This window comes from Sodalis sp. RH22 (assembly GCF_047324165.1).
Classification (GTDB): domain Bacteria; phylum Pseudomonadota; class Gammaproteobacteria; order Enterobacterales; family Enterobacteriaceae; genus Acerihabitans.
Genome location: NZ_CP178731.1, coordinates 3,449,046 through 3,465,532, shown reverse-complemented (window position 1 = coordinate 3,465,532; position 16,487 = coordinate 3,449,046). Strand labels below are relative to the sequence as shown.

Below are 16,487 nucleotides of genomic sequence, written 5' to 3'. Positions count from 1 at the left end.
GAGATTACCATGGCAATAGTTGAGCTGTATTCAAAAAGGCAGAAGAGGCTTCGTGGAGATGTCTCTGATGTTTATCAATACACGGATTTAACTCATAATTTTCGAGTCCAAGTCGTTCAAATAATTAGAGAAATACTCGGCGAGGACTATGGTCAAGGGAGTAACACTGGCAATATTTATGCAGCAATAAATAGTACACTCTGCCGGGAATACGGTGTGTTTACTTTAAAAGAACATGCCAGATCAAATTTTGAAGCTGTGTATGACTTCTTTTTAGGTACAAGAGAATATGAAAAATGCTTAGATATCATAGAGATAACATTTAAACATATCATCTACACGGTTGCGGAAGAACCCTGGAGTTTTGGTCTTGATGATGAAGAACCTCAGCAAGCTATTGATGAATTAAACGTCCGATTCAGAGAGTCAGGAATTGGTTATCAATTAGAGGCCGATGAATTGGTCAGAGTGGACTCTCAATTCTTACATTCTGAAGCGGTTAAACCAACCCTTCAAATTCTGGGAGTTAATCCGAACTACGAGGGCGTTAACGATGAATTTCTTTCCGCTCATGAGCATTACAGGCACCATAACTACAAAGAGTGTTTGAATGACTGTTTAAAGTCATTTGAAAGTTTGATGAAGACCATTCATACAAAACGTGGTTGGGTTTTCAATCAGAACGATACAGCGAAGAAATTAATCAATGGTTGCCTTACGAACGGGTTGATCCCGGAGTACATGCAGAATGAGTTTTCATCCTTAAGAAGCCTACTGGAGAGTGGTATTCCTACCATTCGGAACAAAGAAGGTGGTCATGGTCAGGGTCACGAAGTTACAACTGTTCCTGAGCATTTGGCGGGCTATGCGCTCCATCTTACGGCGTCCACCCTACTGTTTCTGGCTAAGTGCGACGAGAAACTCTGAACACAAAACCCCGAACAGCTTTCACTGGACGGGGTCAAATTTATTGAGGTTTTTTAAGTAAAGAAGGGTTCCATCCAGCATTGTTACCAGGTGATTGCCAACTACCAGCAAGGCCATTTGCAGACATCATCTGAAGTTCATGTTGCTGATTGATTGTGTCCAGAGCCACACGCTGGATCGTTCCGTCTGGAAGGGCGACATTTAGCTGCCCATTCGAGATTACTTCGATTCTCAAAGGTGCAAACTGGATAGGCTTCTGGGCTGACAATGCTGCCCGATCCTGAAGCATGTTTGGCGAAAGTAACGGTACACCGTTGTTAGGCACAGGTGCAGACTTGAGGCGGGCATACATGTTATCGAGCCATGTCCAGCCTTTATCGACCCATGAATCTTTAATCGCGTTGCCACCGTGTGTCGTTTTAGTACCAGTTACCCCACCCCATCCAAATTTTTCATGGGCGAACTTCTGGAACTCTGGAATCCATTTGTCAAAAATCAGGTTACCAAGTTCAACGCCAATGTATGCAGCGGCCGCAATCCCGAACGCCTTACCTGAGGTACTACCCATCACAGAAGTTGCGCCACCTTCAGCAGCAGCCTCAGCAGTGCCACCAGCAGCACGACCCACACCGAGCAGACGTCCACCAAGTCTCAGGCCACCCAGACCGAGTGCAGCCGTAGTGGTAACAAGGAGCCAATCAAAGAAGGTATCGAGCTGGTCTTTAACGAGATCGAGGGCTTTCTGTGTCGATGGTGACAGAGTGCTATAAAACTTATCCCACTTATCTTCGAACAGGGTCAGATACCCGTCAACGTTCATCCCGATGTTGTCGAGAGTTTTGGTGATATCGTTCAGACGTTCGATGAACCAGCCGATAGCCTGACCGCCACGTTCAAACAGTCCACCTGAGTTGTTCAGGGAACTGGCAAGGGAGTCATACAGAGTTGAAAGGTGTGAGCTGAAACCACGGAAATTTTTATCCATCGCATATTTTTCAGCGTTGTACATGCGACCACGAGCAGCAAGGATATTGTGCTGGGCCATCTCCACCTGTTCAGGAGTTGGTTGCATCGCTTTCATCATCAGTTCTGCGATATCTGATCCCTTCATGGTTTTCAGCTTCGCTTTCACATCAGCAGAGTCTTTTACACCGAGTGTGTCAGCCAGTCTGGACACTAATGGACTGCCCCCAAAACCGTGGACATTTCCTGTCCTCACGATGAGGCCCGTTCAAAGGCCTCGGGACTGGCCTCACCCATGCGGCTCTGACAGTAATGTTAACCCGCGTTAAATACTTCACGCCAGGCCAGCACCTGTCTCACGGAAAGTCATACTATCTTACGGCGTTTCTCACAGGTCACTCGTAACATCCCGCTACTGGAAACATTGGTGGCTGTCATCGACAGCAGGGCTTCGTGGTCAGAAATAAGACAAAGTTTTGCAGGTTTCAAGTGCTTTGACTCTGCCAGAAAAGAGAGTAATCTAGCACTTAGTGCTATAGTTAAGGTTACAGGATGTCGACCTGATGCATGTATTCAAAACCAAATGGTTCACTAAGGCGGCTAAATCCCACGCCATCAAGGATAGCGAATTATGTCAGGCTATTGAGGCGGTAATGCAAGGGAAAGCTGACGATCTGGGCGGCGGCGTTTATAAGAAGCGGCTGAACCAGAATCGCGATCGCGCCATCATACTGGCGAAAGGTGCACAGCATTGGTATTACACGTTTCTGTATGCCAAGCAGGATATGGCGAACATTGATAATCGAGAACTGGCCGGATTCCGTGAGTTGGCGAAGCACTATGCCGCCCTTGCCGATGAAAAAAATTACGGCACTCATTAAGAGTAAAGAACGGGTGGAGATTTGCCATGACCGCAAAAAGTAAATTCAAGAGTCCTGCATTTGAAGCCATCCACAGCGCGGCTTCTGGATTATTCAGCGTCGATGCTATCCCACAGGAAACGATGCGCAACTTTGACAAAGAGTGCCTCAACAGCGTGGACAAGCTTCAACCCCTTGAGATTAAGGCGTTGCGTGAGAAGCTGAACGTCAGCCAGCCGGTTTTCGCCCGCTACCTGAACACCAGTGTTTCGACGGTGCAGAAATGGGAAAGCGGCATAAAACGCCCTAGCGGGTCATCGCTGAAGCTGCTTACCGTGGTGCAGAAACATGGTTTGAAGGTGTTGGTTTGATTGTGTCGGACAGACTTAGAAACCATCTCAATAGAGATTGTCGGTAAGCGTCCGGAAAAGTGCTATTACAGACAGTAACTCACGGGCGCTCTACTCTACTACATCACGTCCGGTTCGGTGGGCGGGAGAGGCATGTCCTCACTGAGGCATGATCCTCCCGCCTCAATGCCGAGCTGGGAAGCTCATTTCTGATTGCGGATCTGGGGATTGTCGGAGAGGTTCAGCATGAGATCTACATCGCGTCATGGCTGAAGCGGAGCGCAGCCAAAGCGAGCACCGAACAACCAAGCCCCTTCAGCGGCATAAAAAATGTCTCGCTGAATGCTGTAGATAATGCTCCACCCTTCAGCATTGAAAAAACAGTAGTCTCGGTGTCTTCATGTTGAGACTTTTTGCTGCTCATTACTTTCAAGGAGCGAGATTAGGTTATCTCTTAATTACATAATTATTTGATAAATAATATTTAAATTAATTTATCAGCATGCATTCTCCCTTCGAAATCCCTTGCGGTTCATTACCGTTAACGGTATCTTTTAGCTGCGCCTGCAAAATCAGGCGTCGGGATTGGTCTCCCGAGATTCATACTGGCGACATATGACGCGCCTGCGTCTTTTTTTATGTTGTATGTCCGGCCCTTGGGAGCGATGATTGATTGTCTTCCACTTCAATGGTGGGCTGGACGGGGGCACCGCAAGGTGCGCCGGTGTCCAGTATGGCCGGTAAGACCAACTCCGTTCAGTCCATCACCCGCTAGATTGGTCTCTACGCTGTGGTGGTTTAAGACATAACATACTGGAGGCTGCCTAATGGCTACGATCCCCACTCGAACTCACACGTTACTTGCCATCCCGTTCGATTCAACCACCGATTTTACCGTTCTGGCCGGCCATTGTGAAAACCTGGCCGACGCTTTGCTGCAAAGCGACGACCCGGAGCAGCGCCAGGCGCTCTGCGCACGGCTTGACCGTTGCCTGGCGCAGTTGCGACCCACGTTGGACGATGCCATCCCATCTCATCTGATTGAAAGTCTGACCGTGGATGACCTGCCCATGACCTCCCCTCGCTTTGAACCCGATGCCGATCTGTTCTGCGGGTACGGCCAGGCGCTGGCGCGGTTGTTGGCGGAGCGTAAATTATCGCCGGAGATGGAGCCGGTTCTGGCCGGGCTGCTGTTTGATTTGGTGGTGTATTTCGCTGATGAACTGCGTGCGCCACGCTGGATACGTACTGATGACGGGGTGAAATTTATCGAGGAACTGGATATGGTTAAGGAAAACTGAATACCTTGAAGGCAGAAACCAGCCGTCAGGCTGGTTTCTTTACATCATAGTGCCCGACTCGGGAACATTCAGCTCTCTATTAAGTTGAATTCAATTATAAATTTTATCCCCGCCAGTTGTTAAGGCCGGATATGTCGATAAAAATGATTTTTTAAATATACGGCCCGAACCTGTTTACGATATCGACATGCCCCGGCAATCTGTCGATAAATCACGATTTTTTAAACATGATGGCGTGACATGTTTATAACATCGACATAGTATGACTATATGTCGATGAAAACGGTTTTTATAAACATATGAATTGGAATCCAGCAACCCCTCACAACGGAGTAAATACATGTTGCTTATAAAATAGCCAATATCAGCAGGTGAGTGCGTTTTGCATGCTGTCACGGGCAAAGTTCTTGGGCGGTGGCATCAAGCACTTCTTGGCGCAGAGTGAGTATCTGCCCGAGCGATCATCTTTAATACGGTGGCAGTTACTCAAAATTATTTACCGGGCATGAGCGTACCCAGATCACCACTGTTTATTTAGGACGGTAAGCAAGGGGAGAGTATTCACTGCAGACGCGGAAAATAGCGGTCAACCCACATTGAGCACGGGTGCCGACAGCGACTTTTGCGCTTTAAGTATTAAAAACGGTGGCCGGCGGCAGTGCTTCATTAATTCAGGCCGTTGTGCCAGGGCTTCTTCTGTCGGCTGCGGCTCAGACAACGCGCGCAGGGTAAATCCACTATTCAGCAGGGTATTCACATAGTTTTCAGTTGTGCGATGGTATTTAATAACGTCGTTTATAAACCATTTCGTATGGCGTATCGACTGATCGTGATAATTATCCAGCGGCCAATGTTCGCCGGTTTCAGTGGTGATCCACCCCACCGGCCAGGCGGTACAAACCGGATGTTCAACGCTGAAAATAAAATAGCCACCGGGTTTTAGCGCCTTATAAACCTTGCGGCATATTCCCGTGTAATCCTCGACGTAATGCAAGGCTAATGACGACACCACCAGATCATAGATATTGTCATCAGCCGCAAAATCCTCCATCGAAATAGGCTGAAAGGTAATGCCCGGATCATCCGTCAGGCGTTGCGCCTCAGCCAGCATACGCGTTGACAGTTCAATTCCCGTGACATGGGCGGCGCCCTTGGCGCGGGCGTATCGCGCAAAATCGCCAAAGCCGCTGCCAAGATCGAGCACGTTCAAGTAGCTCAGTTCCGGCAGTAACGCGCGGATCGCGGGCAGCTCCAGCGCGCCGTTCAGGCCGGAGTCATTCTGGCGTAATATTTTATATCCTTCGAAAAAATCAGGGTCATCGTACACATTTTGCCGGGATAAATCGTTGTGCGACGCAGTCATGATACAAGTCTCCTTTGTCGTCGGTTACGTCAGCTTGCTTTGATGCTAATGAAATTAGTGGAGGGAAGCACTATTTTGATCGATGATATACCTATCAATATTCATCCGGGAGAGGACGTTGATGACACGCATCGCGATCGATTTACCTGAAGAAGATCTCCGGCAATGGGATAATCTGGCCGCTATACGCCATCTCTCCCGGCCAGAGTTAATCAGGCAAGCCTTGTCTGGCTATCTTGCAGATAATCGTGCTGATAGTAATGATGCGTTTGGCCTATGGGCTAATAGCAACACTGACGGCATCCTCTATGAAAGTCAGGTCCGCAATCATGACTGGGAATGAGTGTTCGATGGGCTTCGTTTGACATCGCTATCAGTTTTAAAATGGCGCTGAAAAAGTCCTCGCAATCTGGTTTGACTAGTGCTGGATTCAGCGTAAAAATATGTCGGCTCCGCCCCATCTTAACAAATTGGGGGCCTTTTTGGGGGCTTCGATAGAAAGGCTTTCTAACTTACTAAAATTAAATAATTATTTGGTGTTCGATTTCGGCCTTCCCATTAGTACATAATCAGGTCACCCAAGGGTGGCTTTTTCTGTCCATATTCTTCTGCAAGTTCATAATCTTCTTTTATATAAAGAAATATATCCATGTTTCCTTCCGTGTCGAGTTCTCATTCTTCCATACTGGCCGTTTTTCATCCATTAATATCCGGTCCATGGATGCGGCTTCCCGTTTGCAACAAACAAAATCAACGCGCTCCTGCCATGGAACCTCACATCCCTGCGGAATAACGGTCAATACGGCCCTGGGTGTATGTTTACACTGGGAGAGGTGCCGACAGTGTCTATACAGCTTCTTCGGGGTAAGTTCAGGGAGACGCGCTATGTTTTTTGACAGCCCGTGACTTGCGGGTAATTGCGACATACGAGATCGAGTTTGTTTTTCGGCTCGAAACCTTTATCCAGCATGCATCGCTGAACATTAGCGGCTTTGCGCAGCGTGGGCACGTAAGGCGCCGAGCCCAAAGGTTGCGGATAACCGCATTGATACATCACCGCCAGTGCTTGTTTGTCGTTTTCAACTTCATGAGAAAAATGCAGCGAGGCCCCCACTTTACGCCAAGTAATCAAGGAAAACTTGCTCACGCCGGAATCCTGCTTAATCGGATGAAACCCGCTGTCTGCGACAAAAGGCAGCGCTTCCAGCTGGCTCTGGCTCAAGGGGTGCCCCTGCTTTTGCTGGAGGCAGGCTGGTGTATCATGGTAAACACGAACGCTGCAAATTTTGAATCCGTCTTTACGGGTAAACCCCATATTCTCCATGCATTGGTAATACAGAACTGACTCATTATCCGTTTTGGGGATATCGGCGCCGGGGAGTTGCACGCCGCATTTATCCATCGCGGCGCGCAGGCCGTCGATATCCGTATCAGGCCGCTGCCACTGTGTTATATCCGATCCTGGGGGGCATCCTGTCAGCAGGAATACCGACGTCGTCAGCAGAAGTAAAGTCATCAGAATCGATTTTCGGAACATTAAAATCCCTTATTCTGTCACCCCGCGCAGGAATGTGTGGTAATCATCACGCCTCTCCAGGTTGGGGCGGGACAAATACAGTATAGGCAGCGAAAGCAACCCAGACTGAATCAGGTACAGGATATTCAGGATACGACTCGTTCACCTGTTCCCGTCCGGGAACGGGTGGATGTACTCAAAAAACATATCACGCCATCATGTTTAAAAAATCGTGTTTTATCGACACATGGCTAAAACGTGTCGATACCATAATCCTATCCCGGCCATATGTTTAAAAAAAAATTTCATCGACACATGGCCGAGACATGTCGATATTGTAAATACGTTCGGGCCGTATATTTAAAAAAATCATTTTTATCGACATATTCTAAGATGTTTTACGTGCGCCATCTGGATTGATCTATAACCATTTTCCAGCATACAAAACGCATTGGGTCGAAGACAAAACAGTCTATAAACTAAATGAGGCAACGCCGGAAGCGTACCTGCGCCCTGTGCAGGCGACAATTGCGGACCATTCCATCAATAATGTGCCGGATCCTGGCGGTTATGGGGGCATTCTACATACCCAAATCGTGTTAAATAACACCTCTATTTATTAATCGCGTAATAGTAAACACAAGCTGAATAATAAAAAATTTTGAATGCCTGTCGCCATAAGTAAACCCAGTCATGCTCAATTCCTTCCCAACACAAACAAACTATTGCGATCGTGTTCGCATCGTGGAATGCTTAACAATGTGCTGCGTTTATATCAATGAAATCAATAATTTTTGTTAAGTCAGGGACGGGGAATGGACAAGAATACTCAGGGGTTCACATCATACTGGCGTAACTCCTTAGCAGACGCCGAGTCTGGTAAAGGGGCATTTGAGCGTAAAGACGCGGATAAATTCACCCGGTGGATGGACATCTCCACGGGACGGCTGGATGAAGAAGTTATTAACGCATTCTTTGAGGGTGAAAGCGACACGGTAAAAACCGTCGAGGTATTGTTACGACCAAAAGCTTGGATCCGCCAGCTAAAGCATGGTAAAGAGCGAACGGCAGGTGCGCCAGGTATCGCCACACCGCTGGTGACTTCCGCTCTCCTGAACCGTGAAGGCTTTTTGTTCCCCACTGCACCTGCCACTATCCCTCGTGACCTGCTCGAACCGCTTCCCAAAGGCACCTTCTCCATTGGCGAGATGGCGCAATATGACAGATACAAAACCACGCATAATTCGACCACTTTTGGCGAGGATGACGAACAGCAACGCCGCGAGGAAAATGACGAGCAGCGGGTTAAGCGTTATGAAAAGCATCAGCAGCAGTGGCAAAGGTACCTGACTGAGACAAATAATCTCCTGGAAAGCGTGGCCGGAAAATGGATCGCCACACACGAGCAATACGAACCGGCAGGGTATGGCTACATTATCAAAGCGAACCAGCCCAGCGGGGCCAGCCTCCATATCCTTCCTCTGTATGATCATCTGCTGATGTGTAAAAAAGAGGTTCCGTTACTGGCGCGCTTTGCCTCGACGGAAATGCCCCCCGTAGAACTTCTCCTTGCCGCCAATGCAAAGTTCAGCGAGCGTCTGGGGCATTCCGGGGACGAGTTCCCACTGGCTGTGGCGCAGCGAGACGCCCTGAGCCATTATCTCACCCAAAAGCAGGGTGATATCCTCGCCGTCAACGGCCCGCCGGGAACCGGAAAAACCACTCTGGTTCTCTCTATCATTGCTACTGAATGGGCAAGAGCTGCTCTCAATAAAACCGAACCGCCGGTGGTGATTGCCACATCAACCAATAACCAGGCAGTGACCAACATCATTGAAGCGTTCGGTAAAGATTTTGCCATTGGCACCGGAGCAATGGCCGGGCGCTGGCTGCCTGAGCTGAAAAGCTATGGCGCGTACTTCCCGTCTTCGGGCCGTAAGGCCGAGGCTGTGAAAAAATACCAGACGGATGACTTTTTTAACCGTGTTGAATCCCTGGAGTATGTTGAAGATGCGCAGGCCTTCTATCTTGCAAGGGCAAGGGTGGCGTTTCCGTCGGAGGAATGCAGTTCGCCCGAACGCGTCGTGGATCTCCTGCATGAGCGTTTAACCGAGCAGTCCGCGCAGCTCAAGCAAATCGATTCAGCATGGTACAGCCTGAGCCGCATCCGCCAGGAACGGAGCGCTATCAGCGAAGATCTTGACCAGTACATTCAGGACAAAAGTACGTTATTGCTCGACCGCACGAATGAAATTGCGCTTTTAACACTGGGCAAAAAGCAGTGGCAGCAATATCGCGCGGGTGAGTCGATGATGTATGCGTTCTTTTCATGGATCCCCGCAGTTCGTACTAAGCGCCATTATCAAATTAACCTCTTCCTGGACACTACGTTTGGCACACGAATGGCCGGGTTCCAGGGAATTGCGCCGGAAGGTATTGACGCGTATATCGACGGTTTGATTGCGCAAACGCAAAAAGAGCAGGGTGAGTATCAGCAACAAATCGATCTTGCACAGGACGTTTCCCGGCGCGAAAGCGCGGCCGTCAAGCATTGGCGCCAACTGACCGGGGCATTGGGACATTCAGGCGAAGAAGAGCTGGGCCTGGCCGGAGCTGATGAGCTTGCTGATACGCAGATTCGCTTTCCGGCGTTCCTGCTGGCGACCCACTACTGGGAAGGTCGCTGGCTGATGGATATGGCCGCTATTGATAATCTTCAAAAAGAAAAAGGCCGAAACGGCGCGAAAACAGTTAAGGCTCGCTGGCAGCGCAGAATGAAGCTCACCCCCTGTGTGGTGATGACCTGTTATATGCTGCCTTACCATATGAAAACCAGTGAATTTGCAGGTAAGGGAAAGCCATTTGATAAAAGCTATTTTTATAATCTTGCTGATCTGCTAATCGTCGATGAAGCGGGGCAGGTGCTCCCGGAGGTGGCGGCAGCCTCCTTCGCGCTGGCGAAAAAAGCGTTAGTGATTGGCGATACGGAACAAATCGCGCCTATCTGGAACAGTTTGCCCGGTATTGATATGGGCAATATGGTGGAGGAGAACATCCTCCCCGGCGGCACTCAGGAAGAGCTGACGGATGCCTATGCGCTGATGTGTGATTCAGGTAAAAGCGCGGCGTCGGGCAGCGTCATGAAGGTCGCGCAATTTAATTCGCGCTATCAGTACGATCTGGATCTGGTCCGCGGGATGTACCTGTACGAGCACCGACGCTGCTTCGATAACATCATTGGCTACTGTAACGCGCTCTGCTACCACGGCAAATTACAGCCGAAACGGGGCGCACAAAAAGAGACGCTTCTTCCGGCGATGGGTTATCTGCATATAGATGGTCTGGGTCAGCAGACAAACGGTGGCAGCCGCTACAACGCCTTTGAGGCCGGGACGATAGCGGCCTGGCTGGCGTCGCACAAAGAGGAAATCGAGCGTCATTACGACAAACCGCTGCATAAAGTGGTGGGGGTCGTTACGCCATTTTCGGCGCAGGTCAACGCCATCAAAGCGGCGTTGCGTAAGCTTGACATTAACTGTAACGGTGATGAAGATTCCCTGACGGTCGGCACGGTGCACTCCCTGCAGGGGGCGGAAAGAGCGATTGTGCTCTTCTCCCCGGTCTATTCCAAACATGAGGATGGCGGGTTTATCGACAGCGACAGCAGCATGCTGAATGTCGCCGTCTCCCGCGCTAAGGACAGCTTTCTGGTCTTCGGCGATATGGATTTGTTTGAGATCCAGCCCGGTTCTTCGCCACGAGGATTGCTGGCAAAATACGTGTTCGCCTCAGACAGCAACGCATTGCAGTTTGAGTTTCAGGAGCGCAAAGATTTAAGCGCAGCACAAACGCAGGTCTCTACCCTGCACGGGGTGGAGCAGCATGATGCGTTTTTGAACCAGGCTTTTGACACTATCGGGAAGAGTATTACCATTGTTTCCCCTTGGTTGACCTGGCAAAAGCTGGAACAAACCGGCTTTCTGACATCGATGATTAAGGCGTGCTCGCGCGGCATTAATATCACGGTGGTGACAGACAGATATTACAATACCGAACACGCCGATTATGAAAAGCGTAAAGAGAAGCAACAGCGTCTTCACGTAGCATTGGAAAAGTTGAACGAGATGGGTATCACTACGAAGCTAGTTGAGCGCGTCCACAGTAAAATTGTGATTGGGGACGAGGGACTACTGTGCGTAGGGTCGTTTAACTGGTTCAGCGCCACGAGAGAAGAGAAGTATCAACGGTACGATACGTCGATGGTTTATCGCGGCGAGAGCTTAAAAGGTGAAATCAACACGATTTATACCAGCCTGGAGCAGCGCCAGTTGTAAGGCGAGTGCGAGTCCTTTAGATATGGAGTGAGCACCTTGAATATGTTGCATGAGCTCTGACTGTACGTTTTAGCGGTGGTGGATGCCGGTACTCACAGCGTCAACTCTGGGCCGTATTGACGCTTATTCAGTAGGGATTTTGAGGTTCCACGGCAGGGGATCTGTGATTTTATTGATGGGATGATCCGCGATAATTTCCAGCACATGGCGCAGATACGCTTCCGGCCCCACGCCGTTCAGTTTGCAACTGCCGATCAGCATATACATTAACGCCGCCCGATCGACGTCGCTGTTTTACGCCGAGTTGCCCTATTCTCAAATTTATCTTTAGTAGAACTCGGGCCTATGGGACTGTTAAAAAGGGCCGAGCCTTTTACAACGTTCTAATCAATCGGGCTGGGTTGCCGGCATAAATCCCTTTCACCGTCACGGGATTGACCACAACCCCCCCAGCCCCTATCACCGACCCGCTGCAAATGAAATCGGTTAATATCGTCGCACCGCTGCCGATGGTGACATTATCGCCAAGGCTGATTTTAATCCAACTTGCTGGATTTGGGTCTGGCGCACCATACCTGAATAAATCATTGGCGAATGTGACATTATGCCCAATAAAACAGTTCTCCCCCAATGACACGTTCTCACAAATGAACGTGTGTGACTGCACACGGCTGCCGCGCCCAATGACACATCCTTTCTGAATCTCAACGAAGGGGCCGATAAAAACATCATCATGAAGCTCACATTCATAAATGTTCGACGGTATCATCACTTTGACGTTATCTCCGGTAGTCACGTCTCGTATGTCACAACTGATAATTTTCATAACCCATCCATAGTTTATTTGTTGCCGCCAATGTAAAAAGACCCACTGAGGTTGGAGATGTCAACATGGGTCAATGGAAATATACTGTGTCCAGCAGAATTAATTTATAACTCTTATCACAATTATTATTGGCGTAAATGAAAAATAACTGATTGCGATATGAAGTTGGATGAGCAACATCCAGATTTGTTATATTTTAATGCTAAAAATGCTATATGGAATGATAATAATGTTAATGCAAATATATATGCCGCTAACCTATGTCCTAATAGCGATGTATTTTACGGTGAGCAATCATGGCCTGAGCCGAAATAGTATTTACAAAGGCATATGTTATTCTTTTCTGGCCAATTTTGTGATATTGCTCGCGCCCGATAACCTAAGTATTGATAATATCACTCAAGACGGTATGTTATCGTACCTCTCTGCATCATCACTCACGATAATTATCATGCTTATCGTGTTATTTCTTTATTATCTTTGCAAAAGGGGAAAAAATGAATAATGTCAATGCAGGACCGGATAATGCTGAAGTAGCGCGTGGTATAGGTAGCGACATGGCTTGGGGCGCGACGTTCGGCGCGGTGTCCGGCGGCCCCGTCGGGGCAATGGTGGGGGCCGGTTGTGCCGCCGTGCAAAATGTGGTGCAAGGAGCGGTGAAACACGGCCCCGTGGCTGTAACTATGCCAACGGTTCCTATGGGACCTACGCCTTTCATGCCCGGCGCACCGCCGACCATCAATGGCATGTCTATAGACGAATTTTTAAAAAAACATAAAGCGCTTAATTAAGCCTTTATCAACGATTTGATTGCTTACATTCAATCTGGGAAGTCTTTTGCTGGATGCTTTCTGCTTCTTCTCTATGTTATGCCACCCTGTTGATTAAACAACAGTGAAAGGTTAATATCATGCTTGTAGACCCCCGGTGCGACCTCTGCGCAAGCATGCCCCCGGGGGCTTTTTTTTATATAGGCTAGACAGCATAATATTTTTCGGTAAATTAAAAGTATGATTTTAATCATGCAGCAACTTAATTTTTTCATTTTATATTTTAATCTAATTACATTAATTAGCTTGTTTAGATTCCTGGGTGTTATCTTTTCTTTATATCAGTACATGATGAAAGGTATTGCCTATGTCATCGGTCAGCCGTTGATGATGGTAATTAAATAAGTGGTTCGGAGCACTATTGTGATCGATCATGATACACATAAGGAATCATCCGGGAGAGGGTGCTGATGACCCGCATCGCGATCGATTTATCTGACGAAGATCTGCGGCAATGGGATAATCTGGCCGCTATTCGCCCTCTCTCCCGGGCAGGGTTAATCAGGCAAGCCTTGTCCGGCTACCTTGCAGATAATTGCACCGGTAGTAATAATAATGCGTTTGGCCTATGGGCTAAAAGCAATACTGACGGGATTTTCTTTGAAAGCCAGATCCGCCAGGAATGGAAATGAGTGTTTGATGGGCTACGTTTGATATAGATATCAGTTTTAAAATGGCGTTGAACAGAGCCTCGCAATCTGGTTTGACCAGTTATACATTCAGCGTTACAGGTCATCCGCGGGTGGCTTATTTATGCTTGAAATTCAGTCGCCGCAAGGCTTTACACGCTTTCCCAGTCAACATAAGTACAGGATTCAATCAACATCAACTTACTGACAATAGTACAAATGTGGCTATATCCCGCTTCGATCATGTTTGTATCCGCGAGGTCGGCTGCATGGCCCACAGCCGGCGTAAAATCCTTGATATCCATATGCGCCGTCCGTTGCCAGCCACGACCGAGACCCTGCGCCGGGCCGATACGGCGAGGCGTTCAACTACTTGGTAAGCCACTGATAGGCGTTGTGTTATTACAGCACCGATAGTTGTTTAGCCCCTCCGGTTTTTAGTACCACTGCCACTTGTGGCATCCCGCCCATTAACTCCTGGCTAGGGGATCAGGGGTTTATTCCCGGGCGCCGGCAGCGCGCCGGGTGTTGGAATGCTGAAGCCTGTGACAATGATCACGGTTGTACTACGCTTAATCGTATCCCACGCCGCGGCCGCCGGCGTTCATTGATGAGCCAGGAATCAGCCAGTTGTGAAGAACAAAACCTTTATCTCGCCCGCCCGGGAACAGGGGTACGCCGAGTTGGGCGACTATGCCGCGATTGGCGAGGGCCGTTCCGTGGCGCTGATCGCCCCGGACGGCGCCATTGACTGGTGGTGCGCGCCCAATATCGATTCACCGCCGCTGTTCGACCGCATACTTGATGCCGGTATCGGCGGGTATTTTCAGCTGGTTCCGGAGGGGGCCTGGCGTATGCGGCGCGGTTACCGCCGGGACAGCAATGTGCTGGAAACCCATTACGAGACGGCAAGCGGCAGCGTGCGGATAACGGAATCGCTGAACAGTACCTTGGCGGGCCGCCTGCCGTGGAACGAACTGGCGCGGCGCGTCGAGGGGCTGGAAGGGACGGTGCGCATGCTGCTGCGATTAAAGCTGGGTACGCGCGCCGAAACGCAGTCGCCCTGGCTGGATGACGCGCAGGGCATACCGGTGTTTCATCTTGGCGATCTGATGGCGATGCTGCGTTTTTCCGACGATATCACCCTTACCGGCAGCGACGATGAAGGGGTAAGCGGCTTTTTTATTACCCGCCCCGAGTCCCGCTCGCTGGTGGCGCTGGTGACCACGGAACGGGAGCCGCTGGCGGTGCCGCCGCTGGCGAAGATTGACCAGCGTATCGAGACCAGCGATCGCGCCTGGCGCGACTGGGCGGATAATCTTACCTGGGATGGCCCTTATACCGATCACGTTAAGCGTTCAGCGCTGGCCCTGAAGTTCCTGTGGTATGCGCCCACCGGCGCGCTGGCCGCTGCGGCCACCGCTTCGCTGCCGGAAGGGCTGGGCGGTGGGAAAAATTACGATTACCGCTATGCCTGGGTACGCGACGCCTGCCTGATCATCAAGGCGTTTGTTTATCTTGGCGCGCTGGAGGATTGCAAAGCGGCCTTCTCCTGGCTGACCAATACCATTATCCGCCATGATGGCGTACTGCGCGCCTGCTATACCCTTGAGGGCGGGCTGGTGCCCGAGGAGCGTTTCCTGCCGCTGAAAGGGTACCGGGGCACCCAGCCGGTGCGGTCCGGCAATAATGCCAGCGACCAGGTCCAGCTCAGCATGTATGGCGATATGCTGGCTACCGCGCGCCTCTTTATCGATGCCGGTCATATCCTGGATCTCTCAACGTCGCGGCTGTTGGGCCATCTCGCCAACCGCTGCGCCGACAGCTGGCGCGAACAGGACAGCGGTATCTGGGAACTGCCGGAAAAACAGCATTATACGCATTCAAAGATGGCCTGCTGGCTGGCATTGGACCAGGCTGTCGCCCTGGCGGACGCGGGCCATATCGAACCGACCTGGAAAGGGCGCTGGCAACGGGAGCGCGACCGCATCAGCGCCTGGATTGAGCGGCACTGCTGGTCTGAACAGCGCCATGCTTACACCTTCTACGCCGGCAGCGACAGGCTGGACGCGGCCATCGCGCTGACCCACTATTATGGCAGCAAGGTCAATCCGGCACGCATGCTCTCCACGCTTGGCGTTATCCAGCGGGAACTTGGCGAGGGCGGCCCGCTGGTTTATCGCTACTCCGGCATGGACAAAGAGGAAAGCGCATTTGTCGCCTGCGCCTTTTGGCTGGTGGAAGCGCTGGCGAATATGGGGCGCCAGGCGGCGGCGGATAACGCCATGGAAGAGATTTTAGCGACGCTTTGCCAGACGGGGAATGTGCAGATCTTCAATGAGATGTTTGATACTAAAACCCAGACCTGGCGCGGCAATATGCCGCAGGGCTTGAGCCATCTGGCGCTGATCTGCGCGGCAAAAGGACTGGCCGGGGGCGCTACCGGGCAAGGGCAGGCCCTGACCCGATCGCCGCCCGCGGATAAGGCGTAGGTGTTCAGAGATAAATCCTTGTCCGGAGCGGAGTGATGGCGCCCGTGATGGCCGGGCGGCTGCGATAATAATAGCGCCGGCAGCGTCCTTCGGGAA

General features: G+C 50.3%; 14 protein-coding genes and 4 pseudogenes. 11 read left to right on the top strand and 7 right to left on the bottom strand.

Going from position 1 to position 16,487, the window contains the following annotated elements:
• Nucleotides 1-9: 9 nt before the first annotated feature.
• Complete coding sequence (locus ACL2XN_RS15765) at nt 10-927, top strand: STM4504/CBY_0614 family protein (RefSeq protein WP_413729043.1); 918 nt, start codon at nt 10-12, stop codon at nt 925-927.
• A 40-nt stretch (nt 928-967) separates the two neighbouring features.
• On the opposite strand, the gene ACL2XN_RS15760 is transcribed toward ACL2XN_RS15765, so the two are convergent.
• Nucleotides 968-2,059 carry a hypothetical protein gene (locus ACL2XN_RS15760; protein ID WP_413729042.1) on the bottom strand — a complete coding sequence of 364 codons (1,092 nt, stop codon included), beginning with the start codon at nt 2,057-2,059 and terminating at the stop codon, nt 968-970.
• Between the two features lie 394 nt (nt 2,060-2,453).
• On the opposite strand from ACL2XN_RS15760, the pseudogene ACL2XN_RS15755 reads away from it, so the two are divergent.
• The 3 genes and pseudogenes from ACL2XN_RS15755 to ACL2XN_RS15745 all read left to right on the top strand — a co-directional run.
• Nucleotides 2,454-2,814 (top strand): annotated as a pseudogene (locus ACL2XN_RS15755) (type II toxin-antitoxin system RelE/ParE family toxin).
• On the top strand, nt 2,798-3,121 hold the full coding sequence (locus ACL2XN_RS15750; RefSeq protein WP_413729041.1) for a helix-turn-helix domain-containing protein: 324 nt from the start codon (nt 2,798-2,800) through the stop codon (nt 3,119-3,121). The pseudogene ACL2XN_RS15755 and the gene ACL2XN_RS15750 overlap by 17 nt, the downstream one beginning before the upstream one ends.
• Nucleotides 3,122-3,282: 161 nt before the next feature.
• A pseudogene (locus ACL2XN_RS15745) lies at nt 3,283-3,375 on the top strand (zincin-like metallopeptidase domain-containing protein); the annotation flags it as partial.
• On the opposite strand, the gene ACL2XN_RS15740 reads toward ACL2XN_RS15745, so the two are convergent.
• Entirely contained in the window at nt 3,354-3,524 is a 171-nt protein-coding gene (locus ACL2XN_RS15740; protein ID WP_413729040.1) for a hypothetical protein, read from the bottom strand. The pseudogene ACL2XN_RS15745 and the gene ACL2XN_RS15740 sit on opposite strands and share 22 nt — an antisense overlap.
• 403 nt (nt 3,525-3,927) lie before the next feature.
• Here ACL2XN_RS15740 and ACL2XN_RS15735 point away from each other — a divergent pair, with 403 nt between their 5' ends.
• Nucleotides 3,928-4,401, top strand: coding sequence for a hypothetical protein (locus tag ACL2XN_RS15735; protein ID WP_413729039.1), 474 nt, complete (start codon nt 3,928-3,930; stop codon nt 4,399-4,401).
• 586 nt (nt 4,402-4,987) lie between these two features.
• On the opposite strand, the gene ACL2XN_RS15730 is transcribed toward ACL2XN_RS15735, so the two are convergent.
• Nucleotides 4,988-5,605 carry a class I SAM-dependent methyltransferase gene (locus ACL2XN_RS15730; protein WP_413730983.1) on the bottom strand — a complete coding sequence of 206 codons (618 nt, stop codon included), beginning with the start codon at nt 5,603-5,605 and terminating at the stop codon, nt 4,988-4,990.
• A 280-nt stretch (nt 5,606-5,885) separates the two neighbouring features.
• Here ACL2XN_RS15730 and ACL2XN_RS15725 point away from each other — a divergent pair, with 280 nt between their 5' ends.
• Nucleotides 5,886-6,107, top strand: a complete 222-nt coding sequence (locus tag ACL2XN_RS15725) for a ribbon-helix-helix protein, CopG family (protein ID WP_413729038.1) — start codon at nt 5,886-5,888, stop codon at nt 6,105-6,107.
• Nucleotides 6,108-6,647: 540 nt separating this feature from the next.
• Here the strand turns inward: ACL2XN_RS15725 and ACL2XN_RS15720 are convergent.
• Together ACL2XN_RS15720 and ACL2XN_RS15715 are read right to left on the bottom strand one after the other, a co-directional pair.
• Nucleotides 6,648-7,301 (bottom strand): hypothetical protein, encoded by a 654-nt coding sequence (locus tag ACL2XN_RS15720; RefSeq protein WP_413729037.1) that lies wholly within the window; start codon nt 7,299-7,301, stop codon nt 6,648-6,650.
• 12 nt (nt 7,302-7,313) lie between these two features.
• Nucleotides 7,314-7,481 (bottom strand): annotated as a pseudogene (locus ACL2XN_RS15715) (Fic family protein); the annotation flags it as partial.
• Between the two features lie 614 nt (nt 7,482-8,095).
• Between ACL2XN_RS15715 and ACL2XN_RS15710 the strand changes: the two are divergent.
• Entirely contained in the window at nt 8,096-11,614 is a 3,519-nt protein-coding gene (locus ACL2XN_RS15710; RefSeq protein ID WP_413729036.1) for an AAA domain-containing protein, read from the top strand.
• Nucleotides 11,615-11,737: 123 nt separating this feature from the next.
• On the opposite strand, the pseudogene ACL2XN_RS15705 reads toward ACL2XN_RS15710, so the two are convergent.
• Nucleotides 11,738-11,896, bottom strand: a pseudogene (locus tag ACL2XN_RS15705) (transposase domain-containing protein); the annotation flags it as partial.
• 91 nt (nt 11,897-11,987) lie between these two features.
• Nucleotides 11,988-12,440: an acyltransferase gene (locus ACL2XN_RS15700; RefSeq protein WP_413729035.1), complete on the bottom strand. Its 453-nt coding sequence runs from the start codon at nt 12,438-12,440 to the stop codon at nt 11,988-11,990.
• Between the two features lie 159 nt (nt 12,441-12,599).
• Here ACL2XN_RS15700 and ACL2XN_RS15695 point away from each other — a divergent pair, with 159 nt between their 5' ends.
• The 4 genes from ACL2XN_RS15695 (at nt 12,600) to ACL2XN_RS15680 (ending at nt 16,391) form a co-directional block, all read left to right on the top strand.
• Nucleotides 12,600-12,755 (top strand): hypothetical protein, encoded by a 156-nt coding sequence (locus ACL2XN_RS15695; protein ID WP_413729034.1) that lies wholly within the window; start codon nt 12,600-12,602, stop codon nt 12,753-12,755.
• Nucleotides 12,756-12,937: 182 nt separating this feature from the next.
• A complete protein-coding gene (locus ACL2XN_RS15690; protein ID WP_413729033.1) occupies nt 12,938-13,231 on the top strand; it encodes a hypothetical protein in 294 nt (97 codons plus the stop codon).
• A gap of 449 nt (nt 13,232-13,680) precedes the next feature.
• Nucleotides 13,681-13,902, top strand: a complete 222-nt coding sequence (locus ACL2XN_RS15685) for a CopG family transcriptional regulator (protein ID WP_413729032.1) — start codon at nt 13,681-13,683, stop codon at nt 13,900-13,902.
• A 629-nt stretch (nt 13,903-14,531) separates the two neighbouring features.
• Nucleotides 14,532-16,391 carry a glycoside hydrolase family 15 protein gene (locus tag ACL2XN_RS15680; RefSeq protein ID WP_413729031.1) on the top strand — a complete coding sequence of 620 codons (1,860 nt, stop codon included), beginning with the start codon at nt 14,532-14,534 and terminating at the stop codon, nt 16,389-16,391.
• The last annotated feature ends 96 nt before the right edge of the window (nt 16,392-16,487 follow it).

Excerpts from the sequence above, each read along its gene's own strand:
- ACL2XN_RS15690 (WP_413729033.1), top strand. The coding sequence starts at position 12,938 with ATGAATAATGTCAATGCAGGACCGGATAATGCTGAAGTAGCGCGTGGT.
- ACL2XN_RS15740 (WP_413729040.1), bottom strand. The coding sequence starts at position 3,524 with ATGAGCAGCAAAAAGTCTCAACATGAAGACACCGAGACTACTGTTTTT.
- ACL2XN_RS15725 (WP_413729038.1), top strand. The coding sequence starts at position 5,886 with ATGACACGCATCGCGATCGATTTACCTGAAGAAGATCTCCGGCAATGG.
- ACL2XN_RS15735 (WP_413729039.1), top strand. The coding sequence starts at position 3,928 with ATGGCTACGATCCCCACTCGAACTCACACGTTACTTGCCATCCCGTTC.
- ACL2XN_RS15700 (WP_413729035.1), bottom strand. The coding sequence starts at position 12,440 with ATGAAAATTATCAGTTGTGACATACGAGACGTGACTACCGGAGATAAC.
- ACL2XN_RS15765 (WP_413729043.1), top strand. The coding sequence starts at position 10 with ATGGCAATAGTTGAGCTGTATTCAAAAAGGCAGAAGAGGCTTCGTGGA.
- ACL2XN_RS15685 (WP_413729032.1), top strand. The coding sequence starts at position 13,681 with ATGACCCGCATCGCGATCGATTTATCTGACGAAGATCTGCGGCAATGG.
- ACL2XN_RS15750 (WP_413729041.1), top strand. The coding sequence starts at position 2,798 with ATGACCGCAAAAAGTAAATTCAAGAGTCCTGCATTTGAAGCCATCCAC.
- ACL2XN_RS15710 (WP_413729036.1), top strand. The coding sequence starts at position 8,096 with ATGGACAAGAATACTCAGGGGTTCACATCATACTGGCGTAACTCCTTA.
- ACL2XN_RS15695 (WP_413729034.1), top strand. The coding sequence starts at position 12,600 with ATGAAGTTGGATGAGCAACATCCAGATTTGTTATATTTTAATGCTAAA.
- ACL2XN_RS15720 (WP_413729037.1), bottom strand. The coding sequence starts at position 7,301 with ATGTTCCGAAAATCGATTCTGATGACTTTACTTCTGCTGACGACGTCG.